The organism is Flavisolibacter tropicus, assembly GCF_001644645.1.
GTDB lineage: Bacteria > Bacteroidota > Bacteroidia > Chitinophagales > Chitinophagaceae > Flavisolibacter > Flavisolibacter tropicus.
Map to the genome: position 1 here is coordinate 5488506 of NZ_CP011390.1, position 25216 is coordinate 5513721.

Consider the following 25216-nt stretch of genomic DNA (forward strand, 5'->3'; position numbering starts at 1 on the left):
TCATATTCGTGTTGTACTTCATGACGCAACCCTTGTTGCAAAGTTTGAAGCGGGGGAAACGGTGGTTTTCAATGAATACCATGAACAACTTGTTCTGGTATCATATGTTTTTTGCTGCTGTTTACTACATAATGACCTTGACCTCAAGATCTGACTCAGTCGGTTACTATCTGAAGCCTCAGTACCTCAGTAACTGGTTTGAGGCCTATGAAACGGGTACGAAGTTCATTGAGTTCATGGCTTATCCCTTTATCAATTATCTCATGTTTACTTATGAGATGATGATGGTGTTGTTTGCCTGGATTGGTTATTGGGGGTTTGTGTATTTCTATATCTTCTTTAAAGAGAACATAAAATACAAACATACATTTCAAGGATATGACCTGATTAATGTGTTCATATTCCTACCTAATATGCACTATTGGACAGCCTCTCTTGGAAAAGGCGCTCCGATATTTCTGGCGCTTGCCATGGTAACATATGGTTTAAGCAATTTGAAGTTAAGAAAAACGGCTTTGATACTTGGGCTTTTATTGGTTTACCATGTGCGGCCACATATCTTTTTATTTATGGTAATTGGTATTGTGGTTGGCCTGTTTACGGGGAAACAAAAAGTGCCCTTTTACCAGAAGTTTCTTGTTTTTGCCGGTAGCGCTGTTGCTTTAGTGGTCATGTATGACCAGATTATAGGTTTTGTAGGGCTGGATGGTTCAAATCTTCTAGATAGCTTCGATCAGTTCTCCAATAAACGCTCTTTTGAATTGGCGAAAGCTAATTCTGGTATAGATACCTCCAATTATCCGCTGCTCCTTAAACTTTTTACTTTTTGGTTTCGGCCTTTATTTGTAGATGCTCCAGGCCCAGTTGGATTGATTGTGTCATTTGAAAATCTTTTGTACCTCTATTTAGCCCTAAAGTTGTTTAGCGGAGGATTTGTAAAGTTTATGACTAAGAGCTCAGCCTTAGTGAAGACAGGTGCTGTAGTGTTCTTGGCTACTTCACTGGCTTTGGCTGAGACGCTCTCAAATATGGGGATCATCATTCGTCAGAAAAGCATGGTCATGTATTTCTTATTATTTATCATCATTTCATTTATGGATTATAAAAAAGAGATACGGGTGAAACGGAAGCAACGTGTGTTGGAGCTTAAGAAAGCAAGAGAGGTAGAGGATTTACAATTAATACAAGCATAGATGGCTGGCGTATTTACGATATCATTGGACTTTGAATTGCATTGGGGCGTTTTTGATAAAAAAGATCGTGATGCCCGTAAGCAATGTTATCAGAACACTTTACTGTTGATTCCAAAACTGTTGGATATTTTTAGCCGGTATGATGTGCATGTAACCTGGGCTACTGTGGGTAGTCTATTTGCTGCCAATCGTGAGGAATGGGAATCACTAAAGCCATCAATTGAACCTGATTACGTAAACACCATTTTTTCTCCTTACAAATGGATTGAAGAAAATGGCTTAGCTGATACTTTTAAATGGGCACACTTTGCGCCAGAAGAGGTAAAGATGATCATGCAATACCCCGGGCAGGAGTTAGGAACCCATACATTTAGTCATTATTATTGTGCGGAGCCACAACGCGTAGCTGGTGCATTTCGAGCAGATCTGCAAGCAGCAAAAAAAGCAGCTGCCAAGTTTAATACAAACTTACGTTCGCTTGTTTTTCCACGTAATCAGTTTAATGAGGAATACCTTAACGTTTGTTTTGAGGAAGGTGTTGAAGTTGTGCGCTCTAATCCAAACAATTGGTTTTGGACACCTGTTTCTAATGATGGTAACAACTTGTTGCGAAAGATCTTTAGAACCGGTGATGGCTATCTGAAAATGGGCAATCGCACTTCTTATTCTTTGCAATCAATAGTTGTGAAGGAGGGGGAGCCTATACAATTGCCGGCTAGTCGTTTGTTGCGCTCTTGGAGTCCCTCTTACAAGTTTACAAATAAGCTGCGTCTTCGGCGGTTGATACAAGAAATGCGAGAAGCGGCTAAACATAATGAATGTTACCATCTCTGGTGGCATCCGGAGAACTTTGGAGACCATCCAGAAGAAAACATAAAAGATCTCTTAACCATTTTGGAGGCTTATCAATTGTTTAAAGACAAATACGGCATGCAAAGTTGGAACATGGGTGAATATATTCCCCGCTTAAGAGGCAATACTTCAACAGCCCAATATCCTAGTGTGGAACTGTTTAACAAAGAACATATCACCATTTAAGTAAATCTTCCATGAATATCAGAATTGCTGGACCTGCTGACCGGCCGGCTATTATTGAACTCCTGCGCCAATCATTGGGGGAGTCAACCGTGCCTAAATCTGAAGCCCTGTGGTCCTGGAAACATGAACAGAACCCTTTTGGACAGTCTTACGTTTTATTGGCGGAAGAAAACGGAACATTGATCGGCCTACGGGCATTTATGCAGTGGGATTGGCAATGGCAAGGTAAACGGTATAAGGCCATTCGCGCCGTGGATACCGCTACACATCCTGCACATCAGGGTAAAGGTATTTTTAAAAAGCTAACCTTGCAACAGGCAGAAGCTTGCAAGCAAGAGGGCGTGCAGTTTGTTTTCAATACCCCTAATACGCAAAGTAAGCCTGGTTATTTGAAAATGGGATGGGTGGAACAAGGCAAAATGCCATTGAAATTTAAGATCGTACAACCTCTGGCTTTGGGTTATTCTATGATGTTTAACAAAAAGAAGGTAAGCTCCTATAAAGACGATCCAACCCCACACATGCAATGGCCTGAATACCTTTTTCAAAAGGTTGATCAGGCAGTAGCTGGTGATGATCAACTGTCAACAGCTGTATCGGGTGCTTATGTAAAATGGAGATATGCAGAAAATCCATTAGCCAATTATAATTATGTCACTGATAATGAGAACTTCCTGGTGATCTTGCGTATGAAGGACCATTTCTTTGGAAAAGAGTTACGGATCTCTGACTTTATTCTTTTAAAGAAAGAGGCTTCTTCTAAAAAGGTGAGTGCTCAGATCAAAAAAGCTATTATACAATACAGCCGGAAAAATAACGTGCGCTTTATTTCTTTATCAGGTCAGCAATATCAACAATATAAAGCTTACTTCAGTTGGATGGGATTTGTTCCAGTACGTTCATTAGGTCCCATTGTTACTTTAAAGGACTTGAATATGAACAGCAATTTTCCTCAATTGCTGGATGTTAATAATTGGGCGTATTCATTGGGTGATATGGAACTGTTCTAATTGTTTACTATTTATTTTTTGGATTATGCGAAGTGAGAATACGCTCATTAGAATGACAACTGTCCCTATCTCCTTGAAGGTATTGTTGCGACAACAGCTGCATTTTATGAATGACTACTATAATGTATTGGGTGTTTCTTCACCGGAAAAGGAACTGGATCAGGTAGCAGCTGCTGAGGGGGTAAGAACTGCGCCCGTGGAGATGACTCGTTCAATTACTCCTTTGAAAGATCTAAAGGCCTTGTGGCAGCTATATAAGCTTTTTAAGAAGGAAAAGCCATTAATCGTTCATACGCATACGCCTAAAGCAGGATTGTTAGGTATGTTGGCCAGCCGGTTGGCAGGGGTGCCTATTCGATTGCATACAGTAGCAGGGTTGCCATTAATGGAAACGGAAGGTATCAAAAGAAAAATACTGGAATTGGTGGAGCAATTAACTTATTGGTGTGCACATAAGGTTTATCCCAATTCCAAAAATTTAGCACAGTTCATTATTCAGAACCGGTTTTGTGATGTTCAGAAGTTGAAAGTGTTGGGTAACGGAAGTAGTAATGGGATCAACACAGACTTTTTTATAAAGTCAAACGACATCAGTGATCAGGCCGCAACTATTAGGGAGAAGTTAGGGATTAGCGATTCTGATTTCGTTTTTGTATTTATTGGTCGTTTGGTAAAAGATAAAGGTATACAAGAACTGGTTGATGCATTTACTGCTTTACATAAGCGCCATCCACATGCCAAACTGTTATTAGTAGGGCCCTACGAGCAAGCATTAGATCCTTTGCCTGAGGCTACAGTAACAATGATTCAAAAGCACCCGTCAATTATACAAGTTGATTTCCAACAAGACATCCGGCCTTATTTGGCAATGAGCTATGTATTGGTTTTCCCTTCTTACCGTGAGGGTTTTCCTAATGTGCCGATGCAAGCTGGGTGCATGGAACTGCCTGCTATTGTTACTGATATCAACGGTTGTAACGAGATTATAGAGGATAAAAAGAATGGGCTTATTGTACCAGTTAAAGATTCTCAATCTTTGGAAGTCAGCATGGAACGTTTATTGGTAGATAAAGCCTTATATCTCCAATTAAAAGCAAATGCTCGCCCTATGATCACGGAGCGGTTTGATCAAAAGCTTTTGTGGAAAGCTATTTTAGAAGAATACCAGGAATTACAAGCAGCATATGAAAGTGTATCAAAATTATCTCAAGCGATTGCTTGACCTAACATGTAGTCTTATTGCCTTTTGTTTTTTGTTGCCTATTGGTTTAATTGTCACTGTATTACTTTTTGTGGCTAATGATGGCAAACCATTCTTTTTTCAGCGTCGCCCAGGAAAGAAGGGGAGTGTCTTTTTATTAGTGAAGTTTAAAACCATGAATGATCGAAAAGATGCTAACGGACAATTGTTACCTGATGAACAGCGTTTGACAAGTTTGGGAAAATTTATTCGCAAAACCTCATTGGATGAGCTACCTCAATTGATCAATGTGATCAAAGGTGACATGAGTTTAGTTGGCCCACGACCATTATTAGTAGAATATTTACCGCTATATACATCATTTCAAAATAGAAGACATGAAGTAAAGCCTGGAATTACTGGCTGGGCGCAAGTAAACGGCCGTAATGCTATTAGTTGGGAAAATAAATTTGAACTGGATGTATGGTATGTAGACCACCTTTCTTTGGCATTAGATTTTAAGATACTATTTCTGACCATTAAAAAAGTCTTTAAAACAGAGGGTATTAGTCAGCAAGGTCATGCTACTATGCCAATCTTTACAGGAGCAAGCCAATCATGAATATTCTGATTACATCTGCTGGCCAACGTGTTTCTCTGGTCAGGGCATTTCAGAAAGAGCTGAAAACATTATATCCAACTGGTAAAGTGTTTACCACGGATATGTTCCCACATCTTAGTGCAGCATGCAATATTTCTGACAAATATTTCCAGGTAAATAGAGTTACAGACCCTGGTTATATAGATGAGCTTCTTGTTTTGTGTGTATCACATAAAATAAAGATGGTAGTTCCTACCATCGATACAGAGTTGTTGGTGTTAGCTAAGAATAGGGAGCGATTTGAAAGGGAAGGCATTCATTTAATTATTTCTTCTGTTTCATTTGTAGAGCAATGCCGCGACAAACGAAAGATCAACAGTTTCTTTCTTGACAGGGGTATTGAAATTCCCAAACCTGTTGACAAGAATAGTCCAACATTTCCCTTGTTTATCAAACCATATGATGGGAGTTTGAGTGCTGATACTTATTTGATACAGGGAGCGGAAGGTTTGCGAGACTACCATTTAAGTAATGAACGATTTCTGTTCATGGAATATATCGACAAGCAGGAACATGATGAGTATACAGTAGATATGTACTTTGGTCGAGATCATCAGGTAAAGTGTATTGTGCCTCGCAAGCGTATATTGATAAGAGCAGGGGAGATCAATAAAGGCGTTACCTCAAAGAATGCAATTGTTCCTTTTTTAAAAGAGAAGCTTGGGTCAATAGAAGGTGCTGTAGGATGTTTAACGGTGCAAGTTTTTTTGAATAAGAATACCGGCCGGATAATTGCTATTGAGATTAATCCGCGCTTTGGAGGTGGATACCCACTTAGCTATAGAGCGGGCGCAAACTATCCACTTTGGCTAATACAAGAATATTTTAATAATCAAGTTATCAACTATACTGAAGAATGGGAAGATAGTATGCTCATGCTTCGTTATGATGATGAAATAATTGTTCATGCAGCTGGAAATTAACACGAATAGCTTTTTTGTATTTGATCTTGATGATACACTTTTTCAAGAGATAGACTACTTGAAGTCTGCATACAGGCATATTGCAAACCTTCTGCAACCTAGAATTTGTTGTGATCTGTATGAGGAAATGTTTGCGCGGTATAAGAAGAAGGAGAATGTTTTTTTATGGATTATAAGCCAATATGGCCGGTTTATGCGCGATGTTGATATAAGTTGGTTTTTAAGAGAGTATCGGGAGCATCAACCAGAAATTAAGTTGAAGCCTGGCGCAGATTCTCTCTTGCAATCGTTGAGAGAATTAATGATACCGATGGGTGTGGTAACTGACGGTAGGAGTATTACACAGCGTAATAAACTACAAGCGTTAGGTATTGAGACCTTTTTTGAAGATATTATTATTTCTGAGGAGTTTGGTTCTGAAAAGCCGGATGCTCGCAACTTTCAATATTTTGAAAATAAGTATCCTAATAAAGAATTCATTTTTATTGGCGACAATCCTACAAAAGATTTTATTGTTCCACAGCAATTAGGTTGGACAACTATTTGCATAAAAAATTGTGGATACAATATTCATAATCAGGACTTCAGCATTTGTCCAAAGCCTAATTACATAGTTTCCTCCTTGCAAGAGATTGAATTGCTTTTGCCTTCTACGATGAATATTGCCTGCTAAAATTGCCTGTACTATAGGGCAAATGAATAAATAATTACTTACTGATCTTAATAAAATTGGATTTATGAAACCCAAGATCTGGCTTTCTTCCCCACATATGGGCGATAAAGAATTGTGTTATGTAAAAGATGCTTTTTCCTCTAATTGGATTGCTCCATTAGGGCCAAACGTGGATGGTTTTGAACAAGACCTTCAATTGTTCCTGGGCGAAGATGTGCATGTAGCTGCTTTAAGTTCAGGGACAGCTGCTTTACATTTGGCGCTAATCATATTAGGCGTAAAAGCGGGCGACGAAGTCATTTGCCAGTCAATGACCTTTTCTGCTTCGGCTAACCCAATCGTTTACCAAGGCGCAACACCCGTATTTGTTGACAGTGAAGCACAAACGTGGAATATGTCACCCGAATTTTTAGAGGTGGCCATCAAGGAGCGTATAGCACTGGGAAAAAAGCCCAAAGCCATAGTTGTTGTGCATTTATATGGAATGCCAGCACAAATGGATAAGATTATGAGTATTGCGAGGAAGTATGAAATACCGGTTGTGGAAGATGCGGCTGAAGCGTTAGGCTCAGAGTTTAAGGGACAATCTTTAGGTACATTTGGCGATATCGGTATTTTCTCTTTCAATGGAAATAAGATCATCACCACATCAGGTGGTGGAGCACTAGTGTCTGCCAACGAGGAATACATTAAAAAAGCCCGGTTCCTATCTACGCAAGCGCAGGATCCCGCACCTCATTATCAGCATTCTCAGATTGGCTATAACTATCGTATGAGTAATATATGTGCTGGTATTGGCCGTGGGCAGATGGAAGTATTGAAACAACGTATCTGGCAACGTAGAAGTAATTACCAGTTTTATAGAAATGCGTTTGCTGGCATTCCCTATATAAAGTTTTTGGAAGAGCCTAATTCAGCGTATTATTCAAACAGATGGTTAACTGCAATTACAATAGAGGGTGCATCTGCGACGCGCGAAGATGTTCGTATGTGCTTAGCAGGTAGTAACATTGACTGTCGCCCTTTGTGGAAACCTTTACACTTACAGCCCGTTTTTGAGCAAACACCTTATTATGGAAATGATTGCAGTGAACGCTTATTTGAAAAGGGTTTGTGTTTACCATCAGGTTCAAATTTAACTGAAGATGAGTTAAATAGAGTTGTGGCACAGATTTATCAGGCAATTGAAGTTCCCAATGCAATAGGTGCATTGATTTAAGAATTATACGTTATCCATTTTCCTCTAAAACCAAAATCAGTTTATCGTCTATTGAAATTACATTTTTGATATTTCCACATCCTATTAATGCCAATGGCCGTTTACCCTATTAATCTCACAACCCTAAGGCCATGGAAAGATTATTGTTAAGTTCGAGAGCGGTACCCCGGTGGGTGATCTTGTTGCTAGACCTATTTATTAACACATCCTCATTTGCTCTTGCTTATTTTATAGTAAAGCATTTCGAGTTCTCTGAAATTTTACGAGGACATTTTTTGATCTATACTGGAATCTACTGTGCAACAGTAGGATCAGTTTTTTATGCTATGCGTATTCATACCTGCCTGATTCGTTATTCTAACGTAACAGATATGCTGCGCATTTTTTTCTCTGTTTTGATTTCCAGTTTAATTTATCCGGTAGTAATTAAAGTAACGATTGCCGATCATTTAAGTATTCATTCTTTGGATATCGGAGCGGTACTTCTTGTCAACTTCTTTATTGCCTCTTCTTTGTTGATCATGCTACGTACTGCCATAAAAGAAGTATTTTTTTATGTGAGACGGATGACTGCTAAACAGTCAAGAGAAAACGTATTGATCTTTGGTTCTGGTACCCAGGCAATATTACTAAAGCAGGCTATCGAATCCAGTCATAACAATCAGTTTTCTATAGCCGGATTTATAGACACGCGTTTTGGTATCATCAATACTTATATACAACAAAAAAGAGTATTTGGCCTTAAGGATCTGATGGTATTGCATACAAAGAAGAATGTAACCAAGTTAATTGTGATGAACGAGCAATTAACTTGTGGTGATAAAAAACTAGTAATTGATAAATGTTTGCAACTAGGTATTAAGGTTTTGACTGTTCCACCTTCTGAGCAGTGGTTGTCAGGTAAGCGTATTGCTTCAGAGCAAATCAAAGAATTGAAGATTGAAGATCTGCTGCAACGCGAACCCATAGTCATCGATAACCAGAAAATTAGCCAAGATCTGAAGGGGAAGCGTATACTGATTACGGGTGCTGCTGGCAGTATTGGTTCTGAAATTGTTCGGCAGGTACTTACCTATAAACCTGAAATGGTTATTCTTTGTGATCAGGCGGAATCAGCTATGCACGAGATACAGCTAGAGGTAGAGGAAAAATTTCCTGGCGTACAGATCAAGACCTTTATTGGTAGTATCAGAGACTATAACCGAATTGAGCTTCCGTTCAAAAAATATCATCCTCAAGTTGTATTTCACGCCGCCGCTTATAAGCATGTGCCTATGATGGAGCATCATCCATCAGAAGCTATATTGACCAATATAATGGGAACAAAGAATGTGGCGGATTTAGCTGTATTATACCGGGCAGAGAAGTTTGTGATGGTTTCTACGGATAAAGCCGTGAATCCAACAAATATTATGGGTGCAACTAAGCGTATTGCAGAAATGTATGTTCAATCATTAAGCAATGCTTTAGAGGGAGAGTTTGAAAATGAGCTTCATAAAATTGTAAATGCGTTAAGCAGAAACACGACTTCCTTAAAGCCAAGTGTTAAAACAAAATTTATTACAACTCGCTTTGGAAATGTGCTTGGCTCTAATGGTTCTGTAGTGCCTCGTTTCAGTGATCAGATTAAAAAGGGTGGACCTGTTACAGTAACAGATCCTGAAATCACTCGCTTTTTTATGACAATACCTGAGGCTGTGCAACTGGTGTTAGAAGCAGGTACCATGGGAAAAGGTGGAGAGATTTACATTTTTGATATGGGCAAGCCTGTAAAGGTTGTTGATTTAGCACGCAAGATGATCCAATTGAATGGCTTTGTTCCAGATGACGATATCAAAATCGTATTTACAGGATTACGACCAGGTGAGAAGTTATATGAAGAGTTATTAAACAAAGAGGAAGTGACCCTGCCAACTCACCATGAAAAGATTAAGATCGCAAAAGTAATTCCCTGCTCTTGGCAAGTACGTTCAAAAATTGAGGAGTTGATCAATATGTGTTTCCAGGAAGAGAATGAAAGCTTAGTTAGGACGATGAAAGATTTAGTGCCAGAATTTATAAGTAAAAACTCTAGGTACGAGAAGCTTGATAAGCCTAATGCAGATCTATTGCCTTCTGTTATCAAACGCGAAGGAAAAGTTACACTAGTGAAAATAAGTCCAGAAGGATTACCCAAGACACAGCCCTAAACCATACGCTGATGAAAACGTTACTGGAGTGTGAAATGGATTATGTAGCTAATCCACACTTGATGCAGATCTATTCCGGTTTTTTTGAATTGCAGAAAAAAGGAATTATCAAATTGAAAGTAAGGCCCACAGGAAAATCAACCACTGGGCCACATATACTGATCGTTAAAGTAAACAATAAGTATAAAGTGGCTTATGATGCATTGGATGGCTTCTCTTGGATAGTTGGTGGCAAAGAAGAGAACTTATCCTATTTCCAAAAAAGTTTTGATGTAGACTTTTATTTTAAAAGAAGCTTTCATCAACTATTACATCAATATAAGCCAGCAAACTGCCAGGTTCTCCCATTAGGACTTAATTATAATATTTATCCCAGTTGTAATATGCTTGCCTTTAATCCTTCATTTGGGGATAAAGTGAAGTATGTTATGAAGTCTAATAAACTGCTTAGAAAACTTGCAAAAAAGAATTTTTTCTATTCACAGGACTTTGAATATTTCCCAACAAAACATGCTGTTGATCGTATCCTGTTTCTGACCAGGGTGTGGGATCCTGCAGAAGCACGATGGGAGGGATCACGTTCGCATCGCGAAATGGTGAATCAAACAAGGGTAGAATGTATTCGGTTGTGTCGAAAAGAGTTCGGTGAGCGTTTTACGGGAGGCTTGATTGCAGATGCTTATAGTGAAAAATATTATAGTGATTTGATCATGCCGGGCGAGTATACTAGTAAAAGGCGATTCTTGCAGGCAGTGAGAGAACACTCCATTTGTATTGCAACCACAGGACTGCATGACTCTATAGGTTGGAAGTTTGGTGAATACGTAGCCGCTTCAAGGGCAATTGTATCTGAGCCACTACAATATGAATTGCCAGGTGAATTTGGGAAAGATCAAAATTACCTGGAGTTTCAAACTCCCAGTCAGTTAATTGAACAAATTTATACGCTCCTAAATAATAAGGAGAAGATACTTAAAATGATGAATGCTAATAAGGATTACTATGACAATTTTGTTAAACCAGAAAAGCTGGTTTTGAATACATTATTTCAGGTGATAAATCATAGTGATAAGAAGACAAACCTAGCCTAGCATTTTGAGTGAATCTGATCAAACCTCTAATCCTCAGATTGTAATGCCTAGAAAGGTATTGTTTTAAAAATTAATCTACTATCTGTTGTAGTTCTTTTGAAAGATGTATCAGCGCCATAAAATAAAAAGTTGTTTAGAGCCTTACTTCTTCGTGCAAGGAAACTAAGCTCATTTTATTTAAAGTTATGGTGACGCTTTAGTAAATAACAATGATTCATAAAGTTTAAAATATGCATAATGTTCCGCTTCCAGAATATTATACATATGGACAAAGAATAAACCAATAGGAATGAACCAAGTAAAGATGATGACCAGTAATCTCCCGAAAGTTTCTGTATTAATGCCCACATTGAACTATGCCCGCTTTTTACCTGAGGCCATTGAAAGTGTGTTAAATCAAACGTTTCATGATTTTGAATTGATCATAGTTGATAATGGCTCAACGGATGAAACGGATGAAGTAGTAAGTCGCTACTTAAGTGATAAGCGGCTGCGCTATTTTAAAAATTATGAAAAAGGAATGGCTGGTAATTGGAACAAGTGCCTTGAGTTTTCTAAGGGAACTTACCTGAAGTTTCTGTGTGCTGATGATAAGTTTCACCCTCAGTTATTAGAGAAGTTTGTTTCCATTATGGAAGCTAACCCCCATGTTTCTTTAGTAACATCTTATAGAGAGAATTTTGGAAGAGCGGCCACTACAACAGACGCACGCACGCTAGAAGCTTGGAAAGCCCGCAAGCATTTATTGGATGGCAAAAGAGCCATCCATGATACACTTCATACTTTTAATTGGATAGGGGAACCTACCGCAGTCATGTTCCGCCGCTCTAACCTTAAGCTGGGGTATTTCAGAAAAGACCTGGTATGGCTATGTGATTGGGAGATGTGGTTGCGACACCTGACGGTAGGCGATTGTTATTTAATTCCAGAAGTGCTTTCTTATATACGCAAGCATCCCGGTTCTGGAACAGAATCCTTGACAAAAAAGGGATATGCCAATTATTTTGAGGATTATGACTTTTATAAATCATTAGCGTATAATAATGGAGATGATTATGCTATTTCAAGAACAGAAATGCAAGCTTTACTAAAGCACCGCGCTCGCAATTGTGCAAAAGCCATGTTGAAAAGCTTAGGCAAACTAAATCAGAAAACATTTAGAGAGGTGTTTGTTAAAGGCTTCAAGATTGCCTATTCAGAGCGAGTAATAGCAGATACTTTGTTTCAGGTAAGTCTCAATTCACTAAAAAAGAAAAAAAGAAATAGAGCAGACAAAATAGCAGCTTAAAGTTGAGGACGGGGAGTGGAAACTTTCTAGATTAAAGGTCATCACCTATAACTTAAACTCAAGTTATAGGTGATGACCTTTTTTGTTGGCTATACTTTTGGTTTAGCTTAGTTAAGCTTGAATACGCTTTTTCAGAACACCTGATGTTTACTATATAATAGAATAAAGAAGTGCAGCTGAACGAGCTGCACTTCTTTATTCTATTAATCGTTATTAGTTAGTTACTTTTAACTGCTAATGAAACTGAGGGAATGCCAGATAGGCTTTTTCAAAGCCTAGCTCATTGACTTTCCATGAGTAAAAGCGTCTTAAGCCCTCTTGTAATTTGATTTTTGGCTCATAGCCCAGTATTGCTTGGGCTTTGCTGATATCGGCACACGTATGAAGCACATCGCCCTGCTGCATGGATATATACTTCAATAAGGCTTTTTTCTCACACACTCTTTCTATAGCATTCACCAATGTTAGCAAGGGCGTTGGTGCATTGTTGCCCAGGTTAAAGACTTCACAAACGGACTGATTGTTCAATACATATTCCATAGCCCGAACAATACCATCTACAGTATCGTCTATATAGGTATAGTCTCGCGAGGTAGAGCCATCTCCATAAATAGAGATAGGTTGCTGCTTTTCTATGGCATTGAAAAACTTGTGGATAGCAAGGTCTGGGCGCTGGCGGGGTCCATAAACTGTAAAGAAGCGTAAAGCAGCACTATCTATTTGATAGAGGTTGTGGTAGTTGTGTAAAAGTAACTCACATGACTTTTTTGTAAAGGCATATGGGGAAATAGGGAAGTCGGTAATACTGTCTTCACGATAAGGAGAGATAGCTTTATCCCCATATACAGAAGAGGAAGAAGCAAACACAATCTTATTAATATTCTTCTCCAGCATGAAATGTAGGATATTCAGCGTGCCGTTTATATTGGTGTCTATATATCCCTGTGGGTTATCAATTGAAGGACGTACGCCAGCCTTGGCTGCCAGGTGGATCACTACATCAAAATTGTCGCTTATAGCCGATAAATCTTCTTTATTGCGGATGTCAGCCTCATAAAACTGGAATAAGCTATTGCTTTGAAGCTGGCGAAGGTTTTCCTCTTTTATACTACGCTGGTAGAAATTATCAAAGTTGTCAATCCCTACGACTTTGTGGTGCTCTTTAACTAATCGCTCACACAAGTGGCTCCCAATAAATCCGGCACAACCAGTTACAATAATCTTCATACTGAATGATGTTCTTTTTAAATGTTAGCGGCTTGGTTTTACGTTAAAGACTACTGGAGGTATTCGGATTGTCTTTACAGAGGTATTGGGATTGGTGTTCGGTTGTTTTTAGCAGAGTATCGTATTAGTATAAATTTAATCTAATTATTGAAAAGCTCTGCCCATTTTTGATTCTCTAATCATTAGCAACTGTAGTGCCAGTAATTCATTAGGAAAAATGGGGAATAGTAATGCAAGTCATTCAATAAGTAGCTAGCAGCGACACTTAGAAAGCCAGTAGATTAGATGCACTTAATTATCCTGACCTGAGTCTTGTTGAGCCCCGTTGGGCCCTTCTTTTTGCAAACTATACCCAGATTGTGGAATATACCTGCTAAAGCTTGGATATGGGTATCTCATGGATTATTTCTGTTTAGGAGCCAAGGGGCAAAGCATTCGTTTTTAATTTTACTATCCAGGAGGTAGCTTTTCTTCCCTGTAAGCCGAAAGGTCTCGTCTACACCTTGTTGTGGACTAGCTGTCCCCATCTTAAGGCAAAGCTCACGGCAGGGTCGCCTCAACTTCGGTTAAAGTGTGGTTAAAGCGAGCTAATACCGAAGCTGTCCTGAGCCTGATACGACTATGAGGACAGCAATGGGTAGGAAAGGTGTAGGAAAAGGGTAAGTCGAAAGGCTGTGATCGGAGGACATTACAAGAGAATTGGCCGAATCATTACAATGGTTGGATAATAGTGCGGCTAATTCCATCTTTTACCAAGCGTTTTCAGGCTTTAAATAAAGCATTTAACCCCAAAGTGCAAGGATTAAGGCCCGAGTAACGGGCTTTTGTATATGGTAAGCTATTTACCTATCTATTGATTTTATACCAGTAACCAGTATGCGTAGCGGAAGGAATTATAAGTAGAAATACTGAAGAGGTTATAGTGTTTTAATGAGTCATTTTTATATAAAGCGACCCAATGGTTTTGAGAATAGTGCCTTTTGTTCTAATTTTTCACTAGGAACGGAATTTCTCAGGCTTTTATCTACATCTAAAGTAAGTATCTAACAGGTTGGTCAGTTCTTCTAATTGTTAATTGTCGTTTCATTTTATTGTCAAAGTTTCGTTTCTATCCCTACGTTGGAATTTTAGGCATTGTTATTGATGAGGTGCCGACGAATTTCCACATAACGTTTCTCCCTAACCGAAACGCGAAACCTGCTAACACTTATGAAAAACCTAACCTCTCGGCGGAGATTTATCCGCGATTCATCATTAACGGCATCAGGGCTTGCCTTTGCCTCTATAGCCGGTAATAATCACAAAGCTTTAAAAGAGCTGGCTATTGGTTGTGCACCAGCCAAAGCGGCTCAACTTTATGGTAGTATGGGAAGTGTGAAGTCGGGTAATTGGTCTGACCCAGCAACCTGGGGTGGCCGTGTGCCTACTGCTACTGATACCCCTCTTATTGCCACTGGTCATACAGTTAGTTTCGATGTGTCCTCTGCAACTGTGTCTGGTATAAATATAAATAGTGGGGGCATTTTAGCCTTTGATGCCTCTAAAACCGTTACACTGCAAAGCAGTCAAAACATAGTAGTGCAAGGTGAATTAAGAATACGTCCTAATTCCGCCAGTCAAATTCACACCTTACGTTTCGTTGATATTAATGAAAAGAATTTTGTTGGTGGTGGTATGGATCCGCTTGCTTCTGATGTTGGCTTGTGGGTAGTGGCTACAGGAAGGCTGGATATTGTAGGCGCCGAGAAAACATCCTGGACGAGGGTAACCGATACCGTTGCTGCAGGAAGTGCTTCCTTTTCTTTAAAGGAAACGCCAATAGGATGGGCGGCAGGTGATGAAATTGTGTTAGTCCCTACCAATAAGCCGAGTATTAATACCTTGGTATGGGATGATGCCTCGAATAGCCATAAAGACTTGTATCGCCCCAATTTTGAACAAAGAACCATCAGTTCAGTTAATGGATCTTCTGTAGCGGTTAGCTCTGCTTTTACGTACAACGTCCATCAAAAAGTGGTTAGTCCCGATGGACCGACCTGGACGGCCGAAGCGCTTAATTTGAATCGTAACGTGCGGATTGAAGGAACAGCAGCGGGTAGAACACACATCTTCATTCATGCCAATGTTCCGCAAACCTTGCAAAATGCTGCCCTACGCTACATGGGACCCCGAAAGGACCAGGACGGCAATGGGAGAACAGATATGATTGCCGGGCGTTATGCTATACACTTTCACCATTGTAATGATGGAAGCATTGGATCTCAGGTTACCGGTAATGTAGTTTATCAGTGTGGAAACCATTCATACGTTCCACACGTTTCCAATGGCATCAACATGAGTAATAATGTGGCTTATGATTGTTTGGAAATCGCCTTTTGGTGGGACTTCGGCCATTTATCGCATAGTATTACCTGGAACAATAACCTGATTGCCTTGAATCTATACGTGCCAGGCTCAAAAGATATGGCTGGCAATGAATCTGGCGTACTGTTTACAGGTGGGGGCATGCTATTGGGCATGGGAGACGACAATGTGGCGATGGGAAATACAGTAGTATATGCCGGTGTGGGAGATACCAGTGGTAAAGGAGGCTTTATTTGGGAAGCCAATAATGAAGGCATTTGGGATTTTGAAAACAACCTGGCCCACTCCAACCATATTGGTATACGGGTTTGGCAGAATACAGTGCGTAATCACACTGTTTTTCACCAGGAGTGTTATAATAATGTACGTCACTTATTTCATGGCGCTTATGGAAATGCCTATACGTATAGAGGCGGGTATTTCTATGATGGGGAAATTGAAGTGAAAGCTTCTTCTGCTAATACGGCTGGTGTACGGTTTGAAAGCGTAAAGTTTCACAGTGCAGGGAAATATCCGCATTGTATCATAATAACACGTTCTGCTATTCCTTCTGGTGATAGATGTGAAGATCTTTTTCTGAACTGTTCTTTTAAAGGGTATACTACTTCAGCCATCCGGAATGAAGCCGGTGGTGTTATTATGGATGGACTGCAGTTAAACGAGCGCAAGGGGGTGGCCATGGTGATGTGTGATTTTGACGGTGGACAGCCCTGGAGTTTTCGGTATGAAGGTCCTGATCCTCAATATATCACTAATGCTACCGGCTGGTTTCGTATCCAACCTAAGTCTGGGCAGTCGCAAATGATTGTAAGAGGGGTAGCTACTTTGCCGATCATTACAAACATAGGTGCCTTTTCGCCCACCTTAGTAGGAACTGGAAAAGGGATAAAGGGTGAGTATTTTAATGATGCTGAATTCAAGAACAAAGTATTTGAACGCATTGATTCTGTGATCATGTTCTCTGAGTGGTATGGCGATGGGGCGGCTCGTTATAACCTGCCCATTGGTGTGCATCATAAAATTACCGGTACGCAACATTCCGTTCGTTGGACTGGAAAAGTGCAGGCACAATATTCAGAAGCCTATATGTTCCGCTTACAAGGAGCTGGCGGTTATCGCATCTGGATTGATGGAGTAATGGTGTTGGATAAATGGCAGGAAAAGTATGATGATTCAGATAAGTTCTATTCTAGTCCGGTTCAATTAGCGGCTAGTAAACTTCATGATATTAAAGTGGAGTATTATAGTAGTGGAGGGAAGACAAATGCACAGTTGTTCTGGAAAAGCCCAAGTATGGAGCAAGAGGTGTTGGTCCCTCAGTCCCAACTATATGCTGAAGCCATTCTGGATAGCAGTACCGCTCTTGTGGCACCTAATAAAGTTCCTGTTGCAAATGCCGGTGTAGATCAGAGTATAACGCTACCAGTGAATATGGCCACATTAAACGGTTCGTTGTCCAGCGACCCTGATGGAACAATTGCTGTTTACAAATGGAGTCAAGTGAGCGGCCCCGCTCAATTTACTATAGCTGATGCCAGTGCTGCATCTACTACTGTATCTAATTTGGCGGTGGGCATTTATACATTTCGATTAACGGTAACTGATAATAAAGGCGCGACAGCGACTGATGATGTGGTGATTTCTGTAACGGATGCATTAAACAAAGGGCCGGTAGCACATGCTGGCTCTGATATAACGGTTGTGTTGCCTGCAAGTAGTGTTTCCTTAAATGGAAGCGCGTCCAATGATCCCGATGGTACCATTGCTTCTTATCAGTGGACAGAAGTGAGTGGGCCTTCGCAAGCATCCATTGTAAGTGCTGGAGGGGTTACAACAGCTGTAAATGGCTTAGTAAAAGGCGCCTATACCTTTCGTGTGCAGGTGAGTGACAATAAAGGAGCTATAGCTACCGATGAGGTAGTAGTGACGGTAACTGATGTTGTAAATCGGGGTCCAGTGGCCAATGCGGGGGCTGACCAGGCGATTACCTTACCTATGAGTAGTGTGACGCTGAACGCCTCCGGATCTTATGATCCCGATGGAAGTAGTGGAGGAACGATTGTGTCTTATCTATGGACCAAGATCAGTGGGCCTACGCAGTTTGCACTTTCTTCTGCCAGTGCGGTAACACCATTGGTAAGTAATCTGGTTGAGGGCACCTATGTATTCCAACTGAAAGTAGCTGATGATAAAGGGGCAACTGCTACAGATGATGTAACAATTACAGTACAGCCTAATATTTCTAGTGGACAAAGTGGTGTCTTGGGTTTTACCTTATTAAGTCGCAATCCAAGTTCTGGTAGGTATAAAGTAAAGATCAATGGTAGCACTGCGGCTAGGGATGGAGCCATAACCGTGTGCGTATACAATCAGTTTGGAAAAGAGATGGCCCTGTACCGCAATAAAATAGATGGTGATATCATTGATGTGGATATTACCAAGGAGCAAAACGGGCAATACTTTCTGTGGGCCATTCAGAATGAAAAAACAACCAGGACATGGATCAGCAAACAGCCTGATTAGTCAATTGTTCTGAGATCATCCTATTTCATAGCCAGCCTGGAAAGGCTGGCTATTTTACTATAACTGCCATAGTATTTCAGCATTGATCACTTGATTGATGAGTATTTCAGTCACCCTAAATGGAATGTTAATCTATGGTTCCTTAAATCGATGTTTGAACGTTGAATAGGAGAATTTCGTAATTTTGCTAACGCTGTTAGGAAAAATAGCAGCTATTAAAGAATGGGAGTTGCAGAACGTAAAATAAGGCAGAAAGAAGAGGTGAAGGCCTCTATTCTGCGTGCTGCGTGGGACTTGGTAGGAAAGGAAGGGTGGCAGGCGCTTTCTATTCGTAAAATAGCAGATGCTATTGAATACAGTGTACCCGTAATCTATGATCACTTTCAAAACAAGGAAGCTATTCTTCTGGAGTTTACGAAGAGGGGCTTTCAGTGCCTGGATGATGAGCTGTTAAAAGCTAGAAGTCGCTATGAAGAACCTGAGCAGCAATTGCAGGCCATGGCCTATGCTTATTGGGACTTTGCGTTTAACAACAAAGCTTATTACCAACTTATGTATGGTTTAGGAATGCCCACTTGTGAAACCGTAAAGGAGACTGCTGAGTTAAATACGTTTACTGAGCTGATACTAGAGCCGGTGAGGCAGTTGATAGCCAATGGTAAACATCCTGAAGCTGATCCCTATTTAAAGCTGCATACCTTTTGGTCTATGTTGCATGGATTAATATCCATTGCTATGATGGATAAAGAAAATAGAAGAGATAATCTGAATACGATGGTTTTAAAAGACTTTATGACCGGGTTTATTTCCGGGATGAAGTGATAAGCCATTTTTTTGACCATATACCTAACACTGTTAGGTAAAGTTTTATAAATCAACACACACGTATGAAATTAATTGATGCACTGAACTGGCGCTATGCTGCCAAGCGAATGAACGGTGAAAAAGTACCTCAAGAAAAAATAGATACTATACTGGAGGCTACACGATTGTCAGCTTCTTCTATGGGGCTTCAGCCTTATACCATCCTGGTAATAGAAAATGAGGAATTGAAAAAGAAGCTTCAACCTGCAGCCTATAACCAACCGCAAATTGTAGAAAGCTCACACTTATTAGTATTTGCAGCTTGGGATAATGTAACAGAATCGAATGTAGATGATTACCTGAAGAATATTGCTGAGACAAGAGGTGTTACATTGGAAAGTTTGGAAGGCTTTAGAGCTTCATTAATGGGCATTGTAAATGGGCGTTCACAAGAGCAGAAATATGAGTGGGCTGCCCGCCAGGCATACATAGCCTTTGGTACAGCTATAACGGCAGCGGCAGTAGAGCAGGTAGATGCTACACCAATGGAAGGATTTAACCCAAGCGCCGTTGATGAAGTATTGAATTTAAAAGAACAAGGAATACGTAGTGTAACCATATTGGCACTTGGCTATCGTGACGCGGAAAAAGACATTTTGGCGAAAGCAAAAAAAGTACGTCGTCATAGAGAGCAATTGATCCAAAAGGTTGCGTAAGAATGAGTAACAGAGACAGATTAGGCTATGCCTAATCTGTTTAAACTATTTAGATATGAAATATCAAAAAGAAATACTGCCTGTCATAGAACCAAAAGATGTTTTTACTGGTAGTGCTTCAGCGCCAATCACTATTACTGAATTTGGTGATTATGAAAGCGAAGCATGTGCCAAGGCTCATGAGGTGGTGAAACAGTTACTGGAAACATATGATGGCAAGGTGAAATTTGTTTTCCGCCATTTCCCATTAACCAAGATCCACCAAAAAGCGCATAAGGCTGCTGAGGCCGCTATTGCAGCAGCACAGGAAGGTAAGTTTTGGGAAATGCATGAGGAGCTTTTTGCTAATCGCAGAAACCTGGGGGTTATCAGTTTAAAGTCGTATGCCAAAGAGATTGGTACTACAAACAAACGTTTTCTAGACGACCTGATTAACGGTACCTATGGCTGGAACGTGCAAGGAGACCTGATGGAAGGTCTGGAAAAAGGTGTTCGAGATATCCCGGCTTTCTTTATCAATAATCAAAAATTAGAAGGTGATCCAACTTTCAAAAACCTGAGTAAGGCCATTGAAACAACTATGGCAGAAGGAAAGTTGTCATCCATTCACCCTAAAAGAAAAAGTGCATAAATGATGAAAGTAGAAATTTGGTCAGATGTTGTTTGCCCATTTTGTTATATCGGCAAACGCAAGTTTGAAAAGGCGTTAGAAACGTTTAGTAATAAAGAGCAAGTAGAGATTGTATGGCGAAGTTTTCAATTAGATCCTACTACTAAATCTAACCCCGGTAAGTCGGTAATTGAGTCCTTGGCAGAGAAGAAAGGTTTGACATTAACTCAATCGCAGCAGATGCATGCACAGGTAACCGCTATGGCTAAAGAAGTAGGTTTGGATTATCAAATGGATAAGTCGGTTATCGCCAACACATTTGATGCGCACCGCTTATCCCTATTGGCCGCTACGCAGGGGTTACAAAATAAAATGGAAGAGCGCTTATTTGCTGCTTATTTCACTGAAGGAAAAGATATAGCTAATAAGGATACGTTGGTAGGTCTGGCTAAAGAGGTAGGTTTGGATGAAGCAGATGTAACCAATATGTTGCAATCCAATGCGTATAATGATAAAGTAGAAGAGGACATACTGGAAGCACAACAGGTAGGTGTTAGAGGTGTTCCTTTCTTTGTTTTTGATAACAAGTATGCCGTATCTGGTGCGCAGCCAACGAACGTTTTCTCGCAGGTATTAACGAAAGTGTGGGAAGAGCGTGTTGCATTTGAGGCAACAGAATTGGGAACCGTATGTACACCCGACGGCGTTTGTAATTAGTTATAGCTAACAACGCCATTTAGTATTCAATCCGTAGAGAGGCAAATCAAATAAAGTGAATACACAAAAGAATTTAGCAGATATACCCGTATCAGTTTTAGACCTGGCAGGTGTAAAGTCTGGAGAAACACCCAGTCATACATTTAAAAACAGTTTAGACTTAGCGCAGCATGCAGAAAAATGGGGGTATACCCGTTATTGGTTTGCAGAGCATCATAATATGGAAAGTATTGCCAGTGCGGCGACTAGTGTATTGATTGGTTATGTGGCAGGCGGTACATCTACTATACGTGTAGGTTCGGGTGGTGTGATGCTACCTAACCATGCGCCATTGATCATTGCCGAGCAGTTTGGAACACTTGAGTCCCTATATCCGGGTCGCATTGACTTGGGACTGGGGCGTGCTCCGGGAACCGATCAATTAACTTCTTTTGCTCTTCGCAGAAACATGAATGCTTCCGTTGATGATTTTCCCAAAGATGTTATTGAGCTACGCAATTATTTTACACCTGAACTACCCAATCCTCGCGTGCGCGCTTTTCCTGGTGAAGGATTGCATATTCCCATTTGGTTATTGGGTTCCAGTACCTATAGTGCTCAACTAGCGGGTATTTTAGGAATGCCTTTCGCTTTTGCCAGTCATTTTGCACCAACGCACTTACATTCTGCATTACAGATCTATCGTGACTCCTTTAAGCCCTCTGACATTTTGAAAGAACCTTACGCTATGGCCTGTGTAAATGTAATGGCGGCTGACACCGATGAAGAAGCTCAATTTCTGGCTACATCGTATTATCAATTGGCTATGGGTATTGTGCGCGGTACTACTAAACCTATTCAACCGCCAGTGGAGTCCATGGAAGGCGTATGGTCGGAATATGAAATGGCTGTTGTGCAGCAGATGGCAAAGTATGCCTTCATTGGTTCGGTAGATACGGTGCAGCAAGGCATGCAACAATTCCTAGATGAAACAGGTGTAGATGAACTGATGGTCGTGTCTCATTTTTATGATCACAAGGACAAGCTAAATTCTTATAAGCTGGTTAGTGATCTTTTTAAAAAGACTAAGGAACATGCATACAGCCTTTAACGAGCTGTATGCATGTTGCCATTCACAACTTCTTGTGGTATAGTAGCTGTTTCGCTCTGTGCATATTCCCTTATCAATTCCGCTACCAATGCTGTCCAGCCGGTTTGGTGACTGGCTCCTAATCCTTTTCCTGAATCGCCATGGAAATACTCATAAAATAGCACCAGATCCTGATTGCCTTCCTGTTGATAAAACCAGTTATAGGAATCATACAGACGGCGATTGCCATCTTTATCTTTTTCAAATAGACTAATCACTCTTCTGGTCAGTTCATCGGCCACCTGGCAAAGGTTCATGTGATTGCCAGAGCCGGTAGGGCATTCTACTGTCAAGCTATCGCCATAAAACTTACCGTATCGTCTAATGGACTGAATGATGATGAAATTGATAGGTAACCATACTGGTCCGCGCCAGTTAGAATTACCACCAAAGATATCCGACGTGGAGTCGCCTGGATCATATTGAATGGTGTATTCATTGCCATGTACCGTTACCGAGTAAGGGTGTTCCTCATGGTATTTAGATAGAGCACGTATACCTCCTGGAGAAAGAAACTCTTTTTCATCCAGTACTCGCTCTAATAAATACACCAAGCGGTCTTTACGCACTAGCGACAATAAGATATTCTCTCTGTCGCCACGCTCTTCATTGGGCCAGAATTTATTGTTCTTCTTGCGGTAGTTCTCAAACCAAGTGGATCGTTTTTTAAAATCCTCTAATTGATTGAGCGTGCGTCTGCCAATAGTAGACACGGCAAACAAAGGGGTGAGACCCACAATGGATTTAATACGCAAGGGGGTTGGTTCTGATCCCGGTATGCAAAGCACATCATAAAAGAATTTGTCTTCCTTATTCCACAAATGGTGTTCATTCAGCGATTCTGCAATCAGTACGAAATGCTCAAAGAATTTGGTAGCCGTATCTTCAAACGATTCATCGTGTAGGGCAATCTCCAAAGCAATATCCATCATGTTCAGCGCATAGGTACCCATCCAGCTGGTGCCATCGGCTTGCTCCAATTGCATATTGTCGCCATGATGGCTACGGTTGAATACCCCAATATTATCAAGGCCTAAGAAACCTCCTTCAAAGATGTTATTACCATTTCGGTCCTTGCGATTGATCCACCAGGTAAAGTTGATCAGCAGTTTTTGAAAGATCTTTTTCAGGAACGTAATATCTCCAACTCCTTTCTTACGTTTTTCTATGCAATAAACTTCTAAGGCGGCCCATGCATGCACGGGTGGATTTACATCACTGAAGTTCCATTCGTAGGCCGGTAGCTGTCCATCGGGCTTCATATACCATTCCCGCATGATCAACAATAACTGCTGTTTGGCAAAGGCTGGGTCTACAACCGCTATTGAAATACATTGAAAAGCCAGGTCCCAGGCTGCATACCAAGGATACTCCCATTTGTCGGGCATGGAGATAATGTCCTGGTTTTTCAAGTGCTGCCAATCATTGTTACGCCCTGTCATACGGTGTGGCATAACCGGCGTGATGCCATCACTTCGGGTCAACCACTTCTCTACATCAAACGCATAGAACTGTTTACTCCAGAGTAAACCTGCAATGGCCTGACGTTGAATGTTGGCCATGTCTGCACTCATATTACTAGGTAATATAGAGGCATAGAACTCGTCAGCTTCCTGCTTGCGTATCTTGAAGAGTTGCTTGAACTCATATGGAAAGGGATGATCTTCTGGTGTATCCGTGAGCCGGCAGTAAATAGATTGTGTAGCACCTGCGGCTATCTTTAATTTGTACACGCCAGCAGCCTTGGTTCCACATTTTTTATTGCGTAATACTTCCTTATTCGTCCCTTTTATAATGGCATCCTGGAAAGCATCTTTTGTAAACAGATCCTTGCAAGGCTCGCCTGTTACGATGGCTGTATTAGTAACGTTATTGGTAAACAACAAGTCCTGAGGCTCTTGCCAATAGAAGAAATATTTGCCCAGCTTTTCATGTGTGGCAGTTACTGCATTGGCGTCTGCATAAGTAATTTGGGGTTTTTCTGTTACACCCAGTGTAGCCTGATGTGAAAACCAAAGTGTAGGCAGCACGGTAATGTCGGCTGCCTTGTGATAGCGGTTGGTAATGTCAATCTTGATAAAGATATCTGCGTCTGACTGCTTGGCGTAGGAGATCAATACGTCAAAGTATTGATTGTTGCGAAAGATATCGGTATCTAAGATCTCATACTCGGGTTCCTGTTTCGAGCGTTTTTGGTTTTCTTCCCGCAGCTGCTCATAAGGGAAGGCGCGCTGAGGGTACTTATACAAGTATTCCATGTAATAATGACTGGGTACATTATCCAAATAGTAATACAACTCTTTTACGTCCTCGCCATGATTGCCTTCACCATTACGTAAGCCAAATAAGCGCTCTTTTAATATCTTGTCTTTGCCATTCCATAGGGAAAGGGCAAAGCATAAGTTTTGAAAGTGATCAGATATGCCCGCTAAGCCATCTTCGCCCCATTGAAATGTGCGGCAATGTGCGTGGTCAAATGGAAAGTATTGCCAGGCGTTGCCGTCCTGACTATAGTCTTCACGAACCGTACCCCACTGCCTTTCACTTAAGTAAGGCCCCCATTGCGCAATAGGCGATGTGCTATTGTTCTCCAAACGCTCGTGTTCTGTTGTCATAGATAATAATATTAGTAAATACGGATTTTCATTATTAAACTGGATC

19 protein-coding genes are annotated in these 25216 nt (G+C 40.7%); 17 read left to right on the forward strand and 2 right to left on the reverse strand.

What is annotated here, in order from left to right:
- The first annotated feature begins 71 nt into the window (after nucleotides 1–71).
- From SY85_RS23300 to SY85_RS23350, 11 genes are all read left to right on the forward strand, one after another.
- The gene (locus SY85_RS23300; RefSeq protein ID WP_226998941.1) at nucleotides 72–1193 is read left to right on the forward strand and encodes a hypothetical protein; all 1122 of its coding nucleotides are present in this window, start codon (nucleotides 72–74) and stop codon (nucleotides 1191–1193) included.
- Entirely contained in the window at nucleotides 1194–2231 is a 1038-nt protein-coding gene (locus tag SY85_RS23305; RefSeq protein ID WP_066408347.1) for a polysaccharide deacetylase family protein, read from the forward strand.
- Nucleotides 2232–2242: 11 nt separating this feature from the next.
- Nucleotides 2243–3241, forward strand: coding sequence for a GNAT family N-acetyltransferase (locus SY85_RS23310; protein ID WP_066408349.1), 999 nt, complete (start codon nucleotides 2243–2245; stop codon nucleotides 3239–3241).
- Nucleotides 3242–3293: 52 nt separating this feature from the next.
- Nucleotides 3294–4463, forward strand: coding sequence for a glycosyltransferase family 4 protein (locus tag SY85_RS23315; RefSeq protein WP_226998942.1), 1170 nt, complete (start codon nucleotides 3294–3296; stop codon nucleotides 4461–4463).
- On the forward strand, nucleotides 4426–5043 hold the full coding sequence (locus SY85_RS23320; RefSeq protein ID WP_148661271.1) for a sugar transferase: 618 nt from the start codon (nucleotides 4426–4428) through the stop codon (nucleotides 5041–5043). Before SY85_RS23315 ends, SY85_RS23320 begins: the two co-directional genes overlap by 38 nt.
- Complete coding sequence (locus SY85_RS23325; RefSeq protein WP_066408352.1) at nucleotides 5040–6005, forward strand: ATP-grasp domain-containing protein; 966 nt, start codon at nucleotides 5040–5042, stop codon at nucleotides 6003–6005. The genes SY85_RS23320 and SY85_RS23325 overlap by 4 nt, the downstream gene beginning before the upstream one ends.
- Nucleotides 5989–6678 carry an HAD family hydrolase gene (locus SY85_RS23330; protein WP_066408354.1) on the forward strand — a complete coding sequence of 230 codons (690 nt, stop codon included), beginning with the start codon at nucleotides 5989–5991 and terminating at the stop codon, nucleotides 6676–6678. The genes SY85_RS23325 and SY85_RS23330 overlap by 17 nt, the downstream gene beginning before the upstream one ends.
- 64 nt (nucleotides 6679–6742) lie before the next feature.
- Complete coding sequence (locus SY85_RS23335) at nucleotides 6743–7897, forward strand: DegT/DnrJ/EryC1/StrS family aminotransferase (protein ID WP_066408356.1); 1155 nt, start codon at nucleotides 6743–6745, stop codon at nucleotides 7895–7897.
- 131 nt (nucleotides 7898–8028) lie between these two features.
- A complete protein-coding gene (locus SY85_RS23340; protein WP_066408358.1) occupies nucleotides 8029–10086 on the forward strand; it encodes a polysaccharide biosynthesis protein in 2058 nt (685 codons plus the stop codon).
- 11 nt (nucleotides 10087–10097) lie between these two features.
- Nucleotides 10098–11177, forward strand: coding sequence for a hypothetical protein (locus SY85_RS23345; RefSeq protein ID WP_066408361.1), 1080 nt, complete (start codon nucleotides 10098–10100; stop codon nucleotides 11175–11177).
- A gap of 289 nt (nucleotides 11178–11466) precedes the next feature.
- The gene (locus tag SY85_RS23350) at nucleotides 11467–12465 is read left to right on the forward strand and encodes a glycosyltransferase family 2 protein (protein ID WP_066408363.1); all 999 of its coding nucleotides are present in this window, start codon (nucleotides 11467–11469) and stop codon (nucleotides 12463–12465) included.
- 234 nt (nucleotides 12466–12699) lie between these two features.
- Here SY85_RS23350 and SY85_RS23355 read toward each other — a convergent pair whose 3' ends face one another.
- Entirely contained in the window at nucleotides 12700–13692 is a 993-nt protein-coding gene (locus SY85_RS23355) for an SDR family NAD(P)-dependent oxidoreductase (protein WP_066408365.1), read from the reverse strand.
- A gap of 1209 nt (nucleotides 13693–14901) precedes the next feature.
- Between SY85_RS23355 and SY85_RS23360 the strand changes: the two genes are divergently transcribed.
- From SY85_RS23360 to SY85_RS23385, 6 genes are all read left to right on the forward strand, one after another.
- Nucleotides 14902–18579, forward strand: coding sequence for a PKD domain-containing protein (locus tag SY85_RS23360; protein WP_066408367.1), 3678 nt, complete (start codon nucleotides 14902–14904; stop codon nucleotides 18577–18579).
- Between the two features lie 222 nt (nucleotides 18580–18801).
- A complete protein-coding gene (locus SY85_RS23365) occupies nucleotides 18802–19401 on the forward strand; it encodes a TetR/AcrR family transcriptional regulator (protein ID WP_066408376.1) in 600 nt (199 codons plus the stop codon).
- Between the two features lie 65 nt (nucleotides 19402–19466).
- A complete protein-coding gene (locus tag SY85_RS23370; protein ID WP_066408379.1) occupies nucleotides 19467–20099 on the forward strand; it encodes an NAD(P)H-dependent oxidoreductase in 633 nt (210 codons plus the stop codon).
- 55 nt (nucleotides 20100–20154) lie between these two features.
- Nucleotides 20155–20730: a DsbA family protein gene (locus SY85_RS23375; protein WP_066408381.1), complete on the forward strand. Its 576-nt coding sequence runs from the start codon at nucleotides 20155–20157 to the stop codon at nucleotides 20728–20730.
- Nucleotides 20731–21426, forward strand: a complete 696-nt coding sequence (locus SY85_RS23380) for a DsbA family oxidoreductase (protein ID WP_226998943.1) — start codon at nucleotides 20731–20733, stop codon at nucleotides 21424–21426. It abuts the gene before it with no gap.
- Between the two features lie 55 nt (nucleotides 21427–21481).
- On the forward strand, nucleotides 21482–22516 hold the full coding sequence (locus SY85_RS23385; protein ID WP_066408384.1) for an LLM class flavin-dependent oxidoreductase: 1035 nt from the start codon (nucleotides 21482–21484) through the stop codon (nucleotides 22514–22516).
- Here SY85_RS23385 and SY85_RS23390 read toward each other — a convergent pair.
- Nucleotides 22513–25170: an MGH1-like glycoside hydrolase domain-containing protein gene (locus tag SY85_RS23390; protein WP_066408386.1), complete on the reverse strand. Its 2658-nt coding sequence runs from the start codon at nucleotides 25168–25170 to the stop codon at nucleotides 22513–22515. The two genes, SY85_RS23385 and SY85_RS23390, sit on opposite strands and share 4 nt — an antisense overlap.
- Nucleotides 25171–25216 lie beyond the last annotated feature (46 nt).

Excerpts from the sequence above, each read along its gene's own strand:
- SY85_RS23370 (WP_066408379.1), top strand. The coding sequence starts at position 19,467 with ATGAAATTAATTGATGCACTGAACTGGCGCTATGCTGCCAAGCGAATG.
- SY85_RS23355 (WP_066408365.1), bottom strand. The coding sequence starts at position 13,692 with ATGAAGATTATTGTAACTGGTTGTGCCGGATTTATTGGGAGCCACTTG.
- SY85_RS23310 (WP_066408349.1), top strand. The coding sequence starts at position 2,243 with ATGAATATCAGAATTGCTGGACCTGCTGACCGGCCGGCTATTATTGAA.
- SY85_RS23380 (WP_226998943.1), top strand. The coding sequence starts at position 20,731 with ATGATGAAAGTAGAAATTTGGTCAGATGTTGTTTGCCCATTTTGTTAT.
- SY85_RS23335 (WP_066408356.1), top strand. The coding sequence starts at position 6,743 with ATGAAACCCAAGATCTGGCTTTCTTCCCCACATATGGGCGATAAAGAA.
- SY85_RS23305 (WP_066408347.1), top strand. The coding sequence starts at position 1,194 with ATGGCTGGCGTATTTACGATATCATTGGACTTTGAATTGCATTGGGGC.
- SY85_RS23330 (WP_066408354.1), top strand. The coding sequence starts at position 5,989 with ATGCAGCTGGAAATTAACACGAATAGCTTTTTTGTATTTGATCTTGAT.
- SY85_RS23345 (WP_066408361.1), top strand. The coding sequence starts at position 10,098 with ATGAAAACGTTACTGGAGTGTGAAATGGATTATGTAGCTAATCCACAC.
- SY85_RS23325 (WP_066408352.1), top strand. The coding sequence starts at position 5,040 with ATGAATATTCTGATTACATCTGCTGGCCAACGTGTTTCTCTGGTCAGG.
- SY85_RS23340 (WP_066408358.1), top strand. The coding sequence starts at position 8,029 with ATGGAAAGATTATTGTTAAGTTCGAGAGCGGTACCCCGGTGGGTGATC.
- SY85_RS23315 (WP_226998942.1), top strand. The coding sequence starts at position 3,294 with ATGACAACTGTCCCTATCTCCTTGAAGGTATTGTTGCGACAACAGCTG.
- SY85_RS23375 (WP_066408381.1), top strand. The coding sequence starts at position 20,155 with ATGAAATATCAAAAAGAAATACTGCCTGTCATAGAACCAAAAGATGTT.
- SY85_RS23365 (WP_066408376.1), top strand. The coding sequence starts at position 18,802 with ATGGGAGTTGCAGAACGTAAAATAAGGCAGAAAGAAGAGGTGAAGGCC.
- SY85_RS23300 (WP_226998941.1), top strand. The coding sequence starts at position 72 with ATGAATACCATGAACAACTTGTTCTGGTATCATATGTTTTTTGCTGCT.
- SY85_RS23390 (WP_066408386.1), bottom strand. The coding sequence starts at position 25,170 with ATGACAACAGAACACGAGCGTTTGGAGAACAATAGCACATCGCCTATT.
- SY85_RS23350 (WP_066408363.1), top strand. The coding sequence starts at position 11,467 with ATGAACCAAGTAAAGATGATGACCAGTAATCTCCCGAAAGTTTCTGTA.
- SY85_RS23320 (WP_148661271.1), top strand. The coding sequence starts at position 4,426 with ATGAAAGTGTATCAAAATTATCTCAAGCGATTGCTTGACCTAACATGT.
- SY85_RS23360 (WP_066408367.1), top strand. The coding sequence starts at position 14,902 with ATGAAAAACCTAACCTCTCGGCGGAGATTTATCCGCGATTCATCATTA.